Genomic DNA, 11,547 nt, shown 5'->3' on the forward strand with positions numbered 1-11,547 from the left:
AGCGATAGGGTGGTTATCTGGTGTTGGTGCGGTGGGTTACTGCTGAGGTATTTTTTTGATATCTAATTCCGTGATATTGGCTTTTGCTCCAATTACAGCCCATAAATAAATATGCTCTGCGCAATCACCTTCATCTTCTGCTTCAATATCCTTTTCCCAAGGCTCGCCATTCCATTTACAAGCCACTTTGAACATTGGCATGTCATACTCCCTCCGTTATTAACTAAACACGATGCTAATTATCAAGCTTGGGTTTTTGAATTAAGTTACTCACTGTGGTATCTACTGCTTCCTGATCGATGGTGTCGAATAGCTTGTTGCGTGCTTCTTCCGCTTCATTAAAGCTTTCCTCATCATCGTCGTCGTAATCTATCCATAATCCAAAATCGACATCGAAAATTTTCTCAGGCCAGCAATACTGCACTCCAACTTTTTGCTCATCTGCGTCATGAGCTTTCTTGATTAGAATCTGACGCCCATGTGACTCAAATTCCTTAAACCATATTTCCATCTCTATCTCCTATCTATTAATCAACTCACCACAGTCCACCGAATGGACTGGGATTAGTTAACTGTGCCTGCTTTTAACCACGTCAGGCGAGGTGGTTCCTCACTTTCCACAGTCAAGGAAAATTGATATATTGGTTATTCCACAGTCAAAATAAGGAATGATTTAAATGCCTCGGTATACAGTCAGAATTGAATTACCAAATGCTGATTACGATGATTATCAGAGTCTGCATGAGCGCATGAGTAATAATAGATTCCATAAGTACATAAAAAGTGATGATGGAGTATGGTTCAATCTTCCAGATGCTGAATATAACTATGATGGAGATCTTGACATTGATGGTGTCTTTCAATCAGCGGTTAACGTCGCCAAATCAGTAAAAGCTAATGCTAAAGTATTAGTTACTGAATCAGCCGGTAGAAAGTGGTCTAACTTAGATAAAATCTAATATCTTGACCAATTACTGCTTCATCTTTAGGTAAGCTGGTTTGTTTGCTGTTAATTAACTTTACAACCAGCTTTATTGCCTCATCTCGCGAAATACCTTCATTTTTTTCTACTGTATTAATCAAGCTTTCAAATTCTCCCATTGCGTATCTCCTATCTCGCCGTCACCCCGAACTCACTGCTCGGATGTTTTGTTTTAACTCCTGAAAATACTGCTACATTAGGTAAGCAACAGTTATCTCCACTTGGATAATGCTTTGTTGGTTTGAGAGATAGAACAGGGCGTTCTTTCTTCTCAACGCCAAATATCGAATCCCAAATTTCTTCCACTGAGCGACTTCTCATAGCTATCTTTCGAGCCAAAAACTCACCTTGCTTTCTGCGTCTGCGAATTTTTGAGTTCTCTTTAAAAGTTATTGTTGCCATATTTACCTCCTAAGTGATCTTTGGTGGTTATGTGTTTCACGCCTTACAGGTCTCTGTGAAAATCTACCCTGTCGCTTCTAGGCTTGCCGTTGGCACACATAACCCCAAAAACCACTCAGTGGTTGCTCTGAAAATTTATTCTGAGCGTTCTTAATTGTAAAAGAGCGAACATCCTGTTTATCTATGGCTCCTTGCCTTCGATGAGTTAAAAGATACAGATAAAACTGTATTTGGTCAACAGGTAAAACTGTAATAATACAAACAAATCTGTATTATTATGATTTTTAATGGAATTTAGATACAAAAAAACCTGCTTGTTAGGCAGGTTTGTGTGAGATGTAGTGTGGTCTATCTTTTTCTACGATAAATTCTGTGCTCAATCATTGTGCCAATGATAATTAAAGAGCCTTTTTCGCTATCTAGTATAGGGTAGTCATCATTTAATGGTACTAACTCAAAGTGCTCTGTTCCATCTATATGAATATGTGTTGGTCTATATTTCTTAAAAGTTGCCTCGTTATCACCATTCGAGGCCACAACAAATTCACCAGGATTTGGAGCTATTTCAGGGTCAATAACAACAATATCTCCTGATTTAAAATCAGGCTCCATTGAATCCCCTTGAATTCTCAATGCAAATGCATCTTGTGATAAATCTTGATCTGTAAGTATATATTCAAAAGAACCATCACAATCTGTGATAGGAATGCTATGAGCCAAATTTCCCGCCTGAACGTAACTTATAAGAGGTATTTTTCTTGTGTTTACCTCTGAAATTGGTTGAATGTTATCTCCAGTCATCAACCACCCTGCATCACATTCTAGAGCTTTAGCAATGCTAATAATATTGCGAGGTTTCTTAGTTTTCCCATCTTCAATTGATGCCCAAGACTGTTGTCTTATGCCTGCTTTGTCTGCGGCTTCTGTTTGAGTAAGCCCCAGTAAATTTCTTCGCGATTTAACTCTATCTGCAAGACTCATAGTACTCCCTCCTGTGAGTATTCTCACAGTAAATACTGTATTTGACAAACAGGCTTATCTGTTATTTAATACAGGTAAAACTGTATAGGAGAAAGCCGTATGGAAACTATCTCTCAACGTGTAAAAGCAAAACGTTGTGAGCTTGAAATGACTCAATCTCAATTAGCTGAACTTGTTGGCATCAAGCAACAATCAATTCAAAGAATTGAATCAGGAAATACGAAGCGACCACGTTTCATTCTTGAGTTATCTAAAGCGTTAAATTGCGATCCTCAATGGTTGCAATCAGGAACAAAGTAACACGAATCGCTCTTTAACATCACTAGCCTGCTCAGAGTAAATTCTCAGAGCAAACAATCCGCTCATATGGAATGAGCCACGGATCATTACTGCTGTTCCCAATATGGGAAGTAATCTAAGAAGGAATTTAACAAATGGAACTATCAAACGAACGCAAATTTCGAGAAATCGAATCAAAAATCATGAAAGGGATACTTGTTACTGGCGCTAGAGAAGTAGCGAAAAGGACGGGTATTCACGAATCACAAATATCTCGCTGGCAATCTCAACAATCTAAAACGCAATTAAGCTTCATACAACGTTGTGCAAGGCTTTTAGTTGCTATTGGGTATGAGACACCAGATGACACAGTGATATTGCAGGGTGATGAGGCTAGGGCGTTAATTCAGATGCTTGAACATGTCAAAGCACCAAAAAGAAAAACCTCAACCACGGCGAATGGTGAGGCTTCTCAACAAATGGACTTAACCATTTAACTTAACAAATACACTGTATCAATAACCAGTATTAAAGGGAAGCTGATTTAGCTTTCCTTTTGCTGATACAGCTAATTAATGGAGTAATTATATATGAATTCTGTTTACTTAACAAACAGATATGGAGGTCGTGGTGAATACAGCTAAATTCTACGATCTTGGTGTTGCAAGACAACAAAGGAGCAACAGGGTGGAAAACCAGAAACTAGGTTTCATCCCGTTGTACAGGAGCATAAAAAATAAGTCATGGGCTAAAGATGTTTATCTTAGAGCACTGTGGGAAAACTTATTGTTAGAAGCTCAGAGCGAGCCATACACAGCCAACTACAAAGGTCATATATGGCATTTAAAGGCTGGTCAACTGGTTACCACTCCAGCCAATCTAGGGCTAAACCTGTGCGACAGGAACGGCAAGCCAACCAGTAGAGATACGGTTAATCGAATGCTGGCTGTTTTTGTTCGTGAGGGGATGATTTCAATCGAAGGAGAGAAGCATAAAGGCACGGTGATAACCATCACAAATTACAGTGATTATGCTCAAAATTCAGTCAATGTACCCGCACATAAGTACGCACATAACAACGCACATGATGAAGCCAGTATTCACGCTCCTTTAGATGACATACCCGCACATAACAACGCACATGAACCCGCACATCATGAACAATATATATTTAATAATAAATTATTAAATGATCGTCCGAGAAAAAAATCTTCTGTGCCTCGCAAGGTAAAACCTGGCGCTGCTGTTAGTTCAGAGAAAGGGGATAAATGGGGTAGTGCTGAAGATCTAAAGGCTGCTCAATGGATTTACGAAAAAGTGTTAATTGTAAGCCCTACAGCTAAAGAGCCTAACTGGTCAACATGGGCTAACGATGTTCGCCTGATGAGACAATTAGACGGGCATACACACCAAGATATTTGCAGAATGTTCAAGTGGGCTAATCGTGATTCGTTCTGGTGTAGCAACGTATTGTCACCTGCAAAACTTCGTGAGAAATGGCCAACACTGATTATTCAAAGTCAGCAACCTAATCGTAAAACTGCGATCAGCAATCCAACCCAACAGAAATCGAAAATAGATTTTGATGACACAAAATGGATGGAGGGAGTTGATATATGAAATCACTTGTTACTGCCATTCAGCAACGGGATGGTAGAGCATTACAGGCAATGAGCAATTCAGCGCCATTACAGCAAACACAGCCAGTCAGAGAGCATACCGCTCAAGTATTCAATGAGTTATTCAAACAACTTCGAGCAACATTTCCAGCGTCAATGGCAAACTTCAAAGATCAGGAGGATTTAAACGAGTTTAAACGCCAGTGGACAAAAGCATTTGCTGAAAACAATATCCGCACGATAGATCAAATTAACGCAGGGATGAAAATTGCCAGACAGCAAGAGAATCCATTCCTTCCTGCTCCTGGTCAATTTATTCAATGGTGCAAACAAGGTGAATCTCTAGCAGTTGGATTACCTAATGAGGAGCAGCTTTACGAAATCTATCGGGAATACTGCAAAATGCGTGGCTGGCGTGAAATGAAATGGCCTTCAAATGCTTGCTACTGGATGGTGACTAAAATCTACTCTGATATGCGAAGTAAAAGCCTAACGGATAGTGAAGTTAAAAAGCTTTGTGCCAAAGAGTTGCGGAGTATGACTTCAAGAATTAAATCAGGTGAAAATATTCCAGCGCCAGTTAAGCAAATACCTCAGTTATACATTCCAACCAGCAAAGAAAGATCATTAGAACACCTTGCTTCAATTAGAAAGAAATTAAATCTTAACCCTAAATCTATTTAAGGAAATAAACATGAACTTTTTCAAAAATGCGATTGTATATCGTATGACTCGTGACATTCAAATTTCAGCAGAACAACTTGAAGAGGCATTAAAAACTTTAGCATTTACACCATGCAGTAGCCAAGATATGAGTCGCTCTGGTTGGGTGTCACCACTTGGTAATCACGGTGAGATGTTAACTCACGTTGCTGGCAATCAGATTTTACTCTGCCTCAGAAAAGAAGAAAAAATATTGCCATCGACAGTTATCAAGGAAACTCTACAAGGAAAAATTGAAAAACTCGAAAGTGAGCAAGGTGTTAAGCTGAGAAAGACAGAAAAAGCGACATTAAAAGATGAAGTCATTCACTCTCTCTTACCTCGCGCATTCAGTAAGTATTCTCAAACTCAGATCTGGATTGACTTGGATAAACAAAGAATTATCGTTGATGCCAGTAGCTCTAAACGCGCAGAAGATTCACTTGCATTACTTCGTAAGACATTGGGCTCATTGCCAGTCATTCCACTTCACACCGAGCAACCAGTCGAGCTAACACTTACCGAATGGGTTCGTAATAATGATACCCCAGCAGGATTTATGCTTCATGACGAAGCTGAATTAAAAGCGGTGTTAGAGGAAGGCGGTATTGCCAAGTTTAAAAAGCAAGATTTAGCTTCCGATGAAATTGTCACTCATATTGAAGCTGGAAAATTTGTTACACAGTTATCTATGGAGTGGCAAGAGCGTATCAATTTCACATTAACTGATAGCCTTATGCTTAAGAAAATCAGCTTATCTGATGTTTTGAAAGAGCATAACGACGACATTCATCATGATGATTACGCTCAACGATTTGATGCTGATTTCATTCTGTTTATTGGTGAGTTTTCCGTACTAATCGATGAATTAGTATCTGCGCTAGGTGGCGAAGCTAAGGCTTAACACGCAAGAGGATTTTTAGATGAAAGGAACAACGTTAAGAGAGCTAATTAATCGATATGACTTACAAGCAATGGCATTGGCTGATAGACAACATCCTATTGATAGTGAATATTCAATGCCGTTCTTTAGAGCTCACTTGAAATACAGGGAAAAGTTAATGCCGAGGGGTAATGTGATGATCAGGTTAATGAAAATCCAATGCGCATTCATTAAGTATCGAAAAAGTGAAGAATAACTTCAAAAGAAAATTGATGAATACAATGCAAAATATCAGCAGGAGGCATCTAATGCAGGGAACTAATTGGGTTAAGGTGAGTGAGCGATTGCCTGAAATGGATAAGCCAGTAATTGCTGGGTGGTTCAGAGGTGAAGAGTTTGTATACCACGTTTTTATGCGCTCTGATACATGCGGAGAAGGTTGGACATGGTCAATCTCATTCGATAATTACATAAGTTGCGGTGAGGATTTCATCGAGGATGATGACTACTCAATGATAACTCATTGGCGACCAATGCTTAGCCCACCAATGCCAGAGGGTGAATGATGGAGTCACCACTTGCACGAATGATTAAGCAACAGGCGTTCGACGCTAACGTTGCCCGTTTAGTTAAACTTAACGATGAGCAATGGGATTTCATACTTAATGACCAAGACAGTGATGGAGCTTGGGCAGGAGGTCATTTTTTCGGTAACGATTATGACGAGTGGGAGATTTTAGTTGCCCACAATATCAAATATGTGAAAACAGGATTACGGGAGCCGTTAATATAGGAGGTTAACTTGGAAGCAGATTTTCTCTTCCACGAATCAACCAAAAATACCGCATGGCAACACCTCAAAGAAGTTCTATCAACAAACCAACCACACCGGATCATCATCAAGCCTTGGAAAAACAAGCGTTCACTATCTCAGAATTCCACTTTTCATTTGTGGTGCTCAGAGATAAGCAAATACCTATGTAAGAACAACGCCAATTACACACCGGAAACCGTTAAGGAAATGCTTAAGCACTCGTTCCTAGGTTACGAGGTAGTCGATATGGTTGACGTTACTACACAGCTTACAGAGCGCGTAAGGACACTACGAAAAACATCAAAACTTGATACAGGTGAAATGTTCCACTTCATGGAGCAGGTTGAACGCTGGGCGGTAGGTATAAATTGTTTCGTGACGATACCTAATAACAGTGAGTATATGAAATTGAAAAGGAAACAAGACGAATGACGCCAGAAGAAAAGTTAAAGCAATATGACGAGAAGTTAGAAGAAGCTCAGAAGTTGGTTCGATTTATCGAAGAAAGTCGCCGTGAGCACATCAACCGTTACAACTTAAACAGGAAGTGATTATGACCGAAGAACAATACAGGACTTATGCGCGGGTGATAGTTGTTGGTCGTGAGTTTATCTCGTTTAATCACAACACTATTTCAGCGGTAACAGGGCTAACACCCGCAAGAGTCGGAACGATTCTAAGAAAGCTACTTGCATTTAAGTGTGTAGAGCATGTTGAAACAAAGAGCCGTAAACGCACTCGCCCAATCAATAACTACGCAGTAACAGACGATGCAATTACTCGACTGAGAAGTCAGTTTGAAAAAGAGCGATTGGCTAATCTCCCACTCTTCCCAAAAGCAAAGAAGGTTGAAGCAAAGAAACCTAGGAAAGTGCTGGATGATTTTATGTGTGGATTGTCATTTGTCGATAAGGCCAACGTCTCAGGCATGGGGAATCCGATGTTGATGAAGTTTGATTCATTATTGAGTGGGGTGAGAGCGTGAGTGAAGAGCGCAACGGAATTTACCTCCGAATCAATGGTGATCAATATCGGCATATTTGGGTGATTGGTGACATTCACGGGTGTTTCAATTTATTAAAAAGGAATATGTATAGAATTGATTTTGATAAAGAAAAAGATTTATTGATTTCAGTTGGTGATCTAATCGATAGGGGTGATCAGAATGTCGAATGCCTAGACTTGATTAATGAAAAATGGTTTAGAGCAGTTCGCGGCAATCATGAGCAAATGGCTATTGATGCCTTGTTTAATGGTGGGGATGTCAATAACTGGCTATACAACGGTGGTAATTGGTTTTTCATGCAGGACTACGATAACGAAGTTTTATCCCGAGCTTGTTTAGCTAAAGCGGAGCAACTACCGCTAATAATCGAAGTAAACGCTGACGGCAAAAAGACAGTCATTGCACATGCTGATTATCCATCCGATGAATACGAGTTCGGAAAGCCAGTAGAAGAGCAGTATGTCATTTGGAGTCGTGAGCGCATTGGTGACGATAACGTCCGTGAGATTAAAGGTGCTGACCTATTTCTATTTGGGCATACACCAATGATTAAAGGTATCGAAAAGCGCGCTAATCAGGAATACATCGATACTGGGGCAGTGTTTGGTTATGGGCTAACTATGAGGCAAATCAAATGAACTGCATGTCATGCAATAAACAGCTAACAGATGATGAAGTTTACGTGTGTGCCCAGTGTGCTGATGAATACGCTCATTTGGAAGCGATGGATAAAATCAAAGGAGAGGGAGATGCAGAAGCTAAGGCGACGGCGCTGTAAAATATGCCGAGAATGGTTTCACCCTAAATACAGTAATATTTGGTGGTGTTGTCCAGAACACGGAGCAGAACTAGCGATAAAGCGAAGAAACAAGGAGAAAGAAAAAGCATTAGCGAAACGTAAAAAGGAGCAAAGAGAAAAGGAAGTTAAAGCAAAAGACAAACTCAAAGCCCGCAAGTTAGCAGTAAAACCCCTCTCATATTTCACCAAACAAGCACAGACCGCATTCAACGCATTCATCAGAGAAAGAGATAAGGATGAGCCTTGCATCTCGTGTGGTCGTTTTCACGAAGGTCAGTATCACGCAGGACACTATCGAACAACCGGTGCTAACCCAGAGCTTAGGTTTGATGAAGATAACGTCCATAAGCAATGCGCACCATGTAATAACCATCTATCGGGAAATATCGAAAATTACACACCTCGACTAATAGAGAAAATTGGTCAGGAGCGTTTCGATCGTCTGATGGGCTCTCATGAATTGCCAAAATGGAAACGCGAGGATTATGAGCGGATACGTGATCACTACCGAGCCAAGTTAAAGGAGCTGAAAGATGTTCACTGACTTAATCGCAGCTATTGAAGAAGCAAGATATTTAAAATCCAAATCAGGTGGTCGAGTTAACTTCTGTGTAATGCAGATTATGGACTACATGGAAGTAGTCAGCGGGCTGATGGATGGTGTCAGGGTTTTATATACAACTGCGAATGATGATTATCACACAGTATTACCGGAGGCGAGATGAATCTAGAAAGTGCTGTTAAATATCACTTCGCTAAAACTACTTCGATATCAGATGCGCCCAGCTCGACATCGCCAGATAGATTAACCGGCACTGATGTCATGGGTGCTTTTGGCATGTGTCAGAGTAAAGAGTCATTCGGCTATTCAGCATTCTTGGGGAAGATGGGAATAAGCCGAAATGACAGAGACAAAGCGATACAACTTTTAACTCGGCATGCATTGAATCATTGCGACAAGGTTCCAGCCTTACGCAAACTCGATATGAATGTTAAGCGAAAGGTAATGCAAATACTCGCAAAATTCGCTTATGCAGATTATTGCAGATCGGCATCAAGTGTTACTGAGTGCGTAAAGTGCAATGGATCAGGCTTTAAGATAAAGGCGGTTAAGGTTAAAAAAGTCTTTGGTAAAGAAGTTCGCATTATTGATGACACTGAGTCATGCGCTTGCGATAAATGTAATGGTAAAGGCTATGTTTCTTGTGCGTGCAATGACTGCAAAGGGCGTGGTATGGCAATAGACAAGGAAACGCTAAGGTTAACTGGTGAGGCTGTCAGTATGCCTTGTAAGCGTTGCTCTGGTCGTGGCTATGAGCGAATACCTGCATCAAAGGCTTTTCAATCCGTATCTCATTTAGGAATTACGATTGATCAATGGAAGCGTTCAGTTAGTAAATTTTATGAGTCATTGGCAGTTGAGTGTGAAAAAGGAGAAAGTAACGCAGATTACATACTAAAAAAGGTAACAAATTAAAAACGAATACTTCTAACGAATGAATTGACTTTTGCACTTTTCTGTGTAAATATCGTTCTAACGATGGGTTATTGCCATTTCGTTAACGTTAAAAGAATTAAAGACCTCGCTTTGGCGGGGTTTTTTGTTATCTAATCTGGTGTAATTCCACCATTTTAATTCCCCCGAATTCGAGGGAATAAGTTTTTGATATTATTCCAGAGTGCTTATTTGCATTGTGGTAATCCAACCATCCGGAATTTCCGGATAGTTCACATTCAGAAGATCGCTTAGGCGGTCTTTTTTATTATCTAAAATAAGGAACGAAATTATGTACGCACTTAAATTAATCACTGAACGTGAAGGTCGTAAAGTGGAAGAAGTCCACTGCTTAGGTGAAATGTACCGTTTAGAGTTTTATCCTGAATCAGAAAATAAAGATATCGTAGCGCGGGTTGAACACACAAAGAAAGACGCCATCCCATCATTTGATATTAAGCGTACAGATCATGCTTACATTACAACGATAGTCGGTGACACGGTTCGGGTTATCAGTCGCGGATTAAAATCAAACTAACATGGGTCGCTTATGCGGCCTTTTTCATTTCTACCATGTCGAGAATATGCTCGAAATGGTTTCGCATATGCCGACCACAGAATCAATCACAACACATCACGTTCACGCAAGAGCTGTGAGTCGGCGTCCTATTAACTTTAATTACGGAACACTCCGCAGGGGGTGAGTATGCGCATGCCTGAAAAAAATACAGAATTCTGGGTGCAAATCTGGGACTGGATAACAATAAATGCGCCACTTATCGCTGGCGTTTTGTTAGCCGGAATGACTGCTTTTACCAGAGAAAAAAGAGAAGGTTCGGGATGGAAGGCATCTCTAGCTGAGGCGGCTATATGTGCCTTTATCAGTATCGGCATCATTACTGCTTTGGAGTATGCAAAGTTGCCTATCAGCTTGGCTCAGTTTTTTGGTGTGTTTATTGGCTTCCTAGGTACTAAGAAAATCGGTGCAATCGTGGAAGCGGTAATGTCGTTCTTCAAAAATAAATTCGGAGTTAACAAATGACACTTAGTGAGAAGCAACGCAAGTTCACTCGCATGATTGCGGACTTAATTATTTTTGCCTACGACAACGGATATGAGCTGACATTCTCGGAAGCATACCGAACACCAGAGCAAGCACAGTTAAATGCTAAATCAGGTGCGGGTATTAAAAACAGCTTACATACACAACGCCTAGCTGTGGATTTCAACCTATTTAAAGACGGTAAATATCTAACAGCATCAAGTGATCATAAATTGCTTGGCGAATACTGGGAATCTATCGGCGGTACATGGGGTGGTCGTTTCAATGACGGTAATCACTACTCGTTAGAGCACAATGGCGTTAAGTGATATGAACACGCTAACTAAGGTATTAGCTGGACTACTGGCAATATCTGCATTCTGGCTATGGTGGGTAATAGATGATTACGACAAACTGAGCAAAGATTACAACACAGCAACCAATCAGTTATCACAGCAAATCAACATCAACAAAGACTACCAAGCCCGTATCACTCGATTAAATCAACTCGATATTCGTCACTCACAGGAGTTAGCCAGTGCA

The 11,547-nt window shown here is 40.4% G+C and carries 25 protein-coding genes and 1 pseudogene; 21 read left to right on the forward strand and 5 right to left on the reverse strand.

Annotated features, from left to right (window positions below; all coding sequences use genetic code 11):
• Positions 1–36: 36 nt before the first annotated feature.
• Together GWJ05_RS06550 and GWJ05_RS06555 are read right to left on the reverse strand one after the other, a co-directional pair.
• A complete protein-coding gene (locus GWJ05_RS06550) occupies positions 37–201 on the reverse strand; it encodes a hypothetical protein (protein ID WP_087726527.1) in 165 nt (54 codons plus the stop codon).
• Between the two features lie 34 nt (positions 202–235).
• Entirely contained in the window at positions 236–511 is a 276-nt protein-coding gene (locus GWJ05_RS06555; RefSeq protein WP_161681202.1) for a hypothetical protein, read from the reverse strand.
• Positions 512–677: 166 nt separating this feature from the next.
• Between GWJ05_RS06555 and GWJ05_RS06560 the strand changes: the two genes are divergently transcribed.
• The gene (locus GWJ05_RS06560; protein ID WP_161681204.1) at positions 678–959 is read left to right on the forward strand and encodes a hypothetical protein; all 282 of its coding nucleotides are present in this window, start codon (positions 678–680) and stop codon (positions 957–959) included.
• Here the strand turns inward: GWJ05_RS06560 and GWJ05_RS06565 are convergent.
• The 3 genes from GWJ05_RS06565 to GWJ05_RS06575 all read right to left on the reverse strand — a co-directional run bounded on the left by GWJ05_RS06565 (position 940) and on the right by GWJ05_RS06575 (position 2,365).
• A complete protein-coding gene (locus GWJ05_RS06565) occupies positions 940–1,101 on the reverse strand; it encodes a hypothetical protein (RefSeq protein ID WP_161681206.1) in 162 nt (53 codons plus the stop codon). The two genes, GWJ05_RS06560 and GWJ05_RS06565, sit on opposite strands and share 20 nt — an antisense overlap.
• Positions 1,102–1,111: 10 nt before the next feature.
• Positions 1,112–1,384 carry a hypothetical protein gene (locus tag GWJ05_RS06570; protein WP_161681208.1) on the reverse strand — a complete coding sequence of 91 codons (273 nt, stop codon included), beginning with the start codon at positions 1,382–1,384 and terminating at the stop codon, positions 1,112–1,114.
• 348 nt (positions 1,385–1,732) lie between these two features.
• The gene (locus GWJ05_RS06575; RefSeq protein ID WP_036935821.1) at positions 1,733–2,365 is read right to left on the reverse strand and encodes a LexA family protein; all 633 of its coding nucleotides are present in this window, start codon (positions 2,363–2,365) and stop codon (positions 1,733–1,735) included.
• Positions 2,366–2,464: 99 nt separating this feature from the next.
• On the opposite strand from GWJ05_RS06575, the gene GWJ05_RS06580 reads away from it, so the two are divergent.
• The 20 genes and pseudogenes from GWJ05_RS06580 to GWJ05_RS06665 form a co-directional block, all read left to right on the forward strand.
• Positions 2,465–2,665, forward strand: coding sequence for a helix-turn-helix domain-containing protein (locus GWJ05_RS06580; protein ID WP_036935823.1), 201 nt, complete (start codon positions 2,465–2,467; stop codon positions 2,663–2,665).
• 134 nt (positions 2,666–2,799) lie between these two features.
• On the forward strand, positions 2,800–3,141 hold the full coding sequence (locus GWJ05_RS06585) for a CII family transcriptional regulator (protein ID WP_036935825.1): 342 nt from the start codon (positions 2,800–2,802) through the stop codon (positions 3,139–3,141).
• A gap of 190 nt (positions 3,142–3,331) precedes the next feature.
• Entirely contained in the window at positions 3,332–4,264 is a 933-nt protein-coding gene (locus GWJ05_RS06590; RefSeq protein ID WP_161681237.1) for a replication protein, read from the forward strand.
• A complete protein-coding gene (locus GWJ05_RS06595; protein ID WP_161681225.1) occupies positions 4,261–4,947 on the forward strand; it encodes a replication protein P in 687 nt (228 codons plus the stop codon). Before GWJ05_RS06590 ends, GWJ05_RS06595 begins: the two co-directional genes overlap by 4 nt.
• Positions 4,948–4,957: 10 nt before the next feature.
• Positions 4,958–5,869 carry a recombination-associated protein RdgC gene (gene rdgC, locus GWJ05_RS06600; RefSeq protein WP_161681226.1) on the forward strand — a complete coding sequence of 304 codons (912 nt, stop codon included), beginning with the start codon at positions 4,958–4,960 and terminating at the stop codon, positions 5,867–5,869.
• Between the two features lie 19 nt (positions 5,870–5,888).
• On the forward strand, positions 5,889–6,104 hold the full coding sequence (locus GWJ05_RS06605) for a hypothetical protein (RefSeq protein WP_161681227.1): 216 nt from the start codon (positions 5,889–5,891) through the stop codon (positions 6,102–6,104).
• A gap of 52 nt (positions 6,105–6,156) precedes the next feature.
• Positions 6,157–6,414 (forward strand): DUF551 domain-containing protein, encoded by a 258-nt coding sequence (locus GWJ05_RS06610; RefSeq protein ID WP_161681228.1) that lies wholly within the window; start codon positions 6,157–6,159, stop codon positions 6,412–6,414.
• Positions 6,411–6,641, forward strand: a complete 231-nt coding sequence (locus GWJ05_RS06615; protein ID WP_161681229.1) for a hypothetical protein — start codon at positions 6,411–6,413, stop codon at positions 6,639–6,641. The genes GWJ05_RS06610 and GWJ05_RS06615 overlap by 4 nt, the downstream gene beginning before the upstream one ends.
• 9 nt (positions 6,642–6,650) lie before the next feature.
• The gene (locus GWJ05_RS06620) at positions 6,651–7,094 is read left to right on the forward strand and encodes a YbcN family protein (RefSeq protein WP_161681230.1); all 444 of its coding nucleotides are present in this window, start codon (positions 6,651–6,653) and stop codon (positions 7,092–7,094) included.
• A complete protein-coding gene (locus GWJ05_RS18665; protein WP_259344581.1) occupies positions 7,091–7,213 on the forward strand; it encodes a hypothetical protein in 123 nt (40 codons plus the stop codon). The genes GWJ05_RS06620 and GWJ05_RS18665 overlap by 4 nt, the downstream gene beginning before the upstream one ends.
• 35 nt (positions 7,214–7,248) lie before the next feature.
• Entirely contained in the window at positions 7,249–7,647 is a 399-nt protein-coding gene (locus GWJ05_RS06625) for a hypothetical protein (protein ID WP_161681231.1), read from the forward strand.
• The gene (locus tag GWJ05_RS06630; RefSeq protein WP_161681232.1) at positions 7,644–8,306 is read left to right on the forward strand and encodes a metallophosphoesterase; all 663 of its coding nucleotides are present in this window, start codon (positions 7,644–7,646) and stop codon (positions 8,304–8,306) included. Before GWJ05_RS06625 ends, GWJ05_RS06630 begins: the two co-directional genes overlap by 4 nt.
• Positions 8,307–8,311: 5 nt before the next feature.
• Positions 8,312–8,446, forward strand: a complete 135-nt coding sequence (locus GWJ05_RS18775; RefSeq protein WP_443094228.1) for a hypothetical protein — start codon at positions 8,312–8,314, stop codon at positions 8,444–8,446.
• A complete protein-coding gene (locus tag GWJ05_RS06635) occupies positions 8,418–9,011 on the forward strand; it encodes a recombination protein NinG (RefSeq protein WP_161681233.1) in 594 nt (197 codons plus the stop codon). Before GWJ05_RS18775 ends, GWJ05_RS06635 begins: the two co-directional genes overlap by 29 nt.
• Complete coding sequence (locus GWJ05_RS06640; protein WP_161681221.1) at positions 9,001–9,192, forward strand: hypothetical protein; 192 nt, start codon at positions 9,001–9,003, stop codon at positions 9,190–9,192. Before GWJ05_RS06635 ends, GWJ05_RS06640 begins: the two co-directional genes overlap by 11 nt.
• Positions 9,189–9,944: an antitermination protein gene (locus GWJ05_RS06645; protein WP_161681234.1), complete on the forward strand. Its 756-nt coding sequence runs from the start codon at positions 9,189–9,191 to the stop codon at positions 9,942–9,944. Before GWJ05_RS06640 ends, GWJ05_RS06645 begins: the two co-directional genes overlap by 4 nt.
• A gap of 310 nt (positions 9,945–10,254) precedes the next feature.
• A complete protein-coding gene (locus tag GWJ05_RS06650) occupies positions 10,255–10,500 on the forward strand; it encodes a hypothetical protein (RefSeq protein WP_161681235.1) in 246 nt (81 codons plus the stop codon).
• 168 nt (positions 10,501–10,668) lie between these two features.
• The gene (locus tag GWJ05_RS06655) at positions 10,669–11,004 is read left to right on the forward strand and encodes a phage holin, lambda family (protein WP_115370795.1); all 336 of its coding nucleotides are present in this window, start codon (positions 10,669–10,671) and stop codon (positions 11,002–11,004) included.
• Positions 11,001–11,333 carry a M15 family metallopeptidase gene (locus tag GWJ05_RS06660; RefSeq protein ID WP_161681236.1) on the forward strand — a complete coding sequence of 111 codons (333 nt, stop codon included), beginning with the start codon at positions 11,001–11,003 and terminating at the stop codon, positions 11,331–11,333. Before GWJ05_RS06655 ends, GWJ05_RS06660 begins: the two co-directional genes overlap by 4 nt.
• Before the next feature lies 1 nt (position 11,334).
• Positions 11,335–11,547: pseudogene (locus tag GWJ05_RS06665) on the forward strand (lysis protein); the annotation flags it as partial.

Source organism: Proteus sp. G2626 (assembly GCF_009915985.1).
Taxonomy (GTDB): domain Bacteria; phylum Pseudomonadota; class Gammaproteobacteria; order Enterobacterales; family Enterobacteriaceae; genus Proteus; species Proteus vulgaris.

Bases quoted from the DNA above. Each gene is read 5' to 3' on its own strand.
- GWJ05_RS06550 (WP_087726527.1), bottom strand. From the start codon at position 201: ATGCCAATGTTCAAAGTGGCTTGTAAATGGAATGGCGAGCCTTGGGAA.
- GWJ05_RS06555 (WP_161681202.1), bottom strand. From the start codon at position 511: ATGGAAATATGGTTTAAGGAATTTGAGTCACATGGGCGTCAGATTCTA.
- GWJ05_RS06560 (WP_161681204.1), top strand. From the start codon at position 678: ATGCCTCGGTATACAGTCAGAATTGAATTACCAAATGCTGATTACGAT.
- GWJ05_RS06565 (WP_161681206.1), bottom strand. From the start codon at position 1,101: ATGGGAGAATTTGAAAGCTTGATTAATACAGTAGAAAAAAATGAAGGT.
- GWJ05_RS06570 (WP_161681208.1), bottom strand. From the start codon at position 1,384: ATGGCAACAATAACTTTTAAAGAGAACTCAAAAATTCGCAGACGCAGA.
- GWJ05_RS06575 (WP_036935821.1), bottom strand. From the start codon at position 2,365: ATGAGTCTTGCAGATAGAGTTAAATCGCGAAGAAATTTACTGGGGCTT.
- GWJ05_RS06580 (WP_036935823.1), top strand. From the start codon at position 2,465: ATGGAAACTATCTCTCAACGTGTAAAAGCAAAACGTTGTGAGCTTGAA.
- GWJ05_RS06585 (WP_036935825.1), top strand. From the start codon at position 2,800: ATGGAACTATCAAACGAACGCAAATTTCGAGAAATCGAATCAAAAATC.
- GWJ05_RS06595 (WP_161681225.1), top strand. From the start codon at position 4,261: ATGAAATCACTTGTTACTGCCATTCAGCAACGGGATGGTAGAGCATTA.
- rdgC (WP_161681226.1), top strand. From the start codon at position 4,958: ATGAACTTTTTCAAAAATGCGATTGTATATCGTATGACTCGTGACATT.
- GWJ05_RS06605 (WP_161681227.1), top strand. From the start codon at position 5,889: ATGAAAGGAACAACGTTAAGAGAGCTAATTAATCGATATGACTTACAA.
- GWJ05_RS06610 (WP_161681228.1), top strand. From the start codon at position 6,157: ATGCAGGGAACTAATTGGGTTAAGGTGAGTGAGCGATTGCCTGAAATG.
- GWJ05_RS06615 (WP_161681229.1), top strand. From the start codon at position 6,411: ATGATGGAGTCACCACTTGCACGAATGATTAAGCAACAGGCGTTCGAC.
- GWJ05_RS18665 (WP_259344581.1), top strand. From the start codon at position 7,091: ATGACGCCAGAAGAAAAGTTAAAGCAATATGACGAGAAGTTAGAAGAA.
- GWJ05_RS18775 (WP_443094228.1), top strand. From the start codon at position 8,312: ATGTCATGCAATAAACAGCTAACAGATGATGAAGTTTACGTGTGTGCC.
- GWJ05_RS06635 (WP_161681233.1), top strand. From the start codon at position 8,418: ATGCAGAAGCTAAGGCGACGGCGCTGTAAAATATGCCGAGAATGGTTT.
- GWJ05_RS06640 (WP_161681221.1), top strand. From the start codon at position 9,001: ATGTTCACTGACTTAATCGCAGCTATTGAAGAAGCAAGATATTTAAAA.
- GWJ05_RS06645 (WP_161681234.1), top strand. From the start codon at position 9,189: ATGAATCTAGAAAGTGCTGTTAAATATCACTTCGCTAAAACTACTTCG.
- GWJ05_RS06650 (WP_161681235.1), top strand. From the start codon at position 10,255: ATGTACGCACTTAAATTAATCACTGAACGTGAAGGTCGTAAAGTGGAA.
- GWJ05_RS06655 (WP_115370795.1), top strand. From the start codon at position 10,669: ATGCGCATGCCTGAAAAAAATACAGAATTCTGGGTGCAAATCTGGGAC.
- GWJ05_RS06660 (WP_161681236.1), top strand. From the start codon at position 11,001: ATGACACTTAGTGAGAAGCAACGCAAGTTCACTCGCATGATTGCGGAC.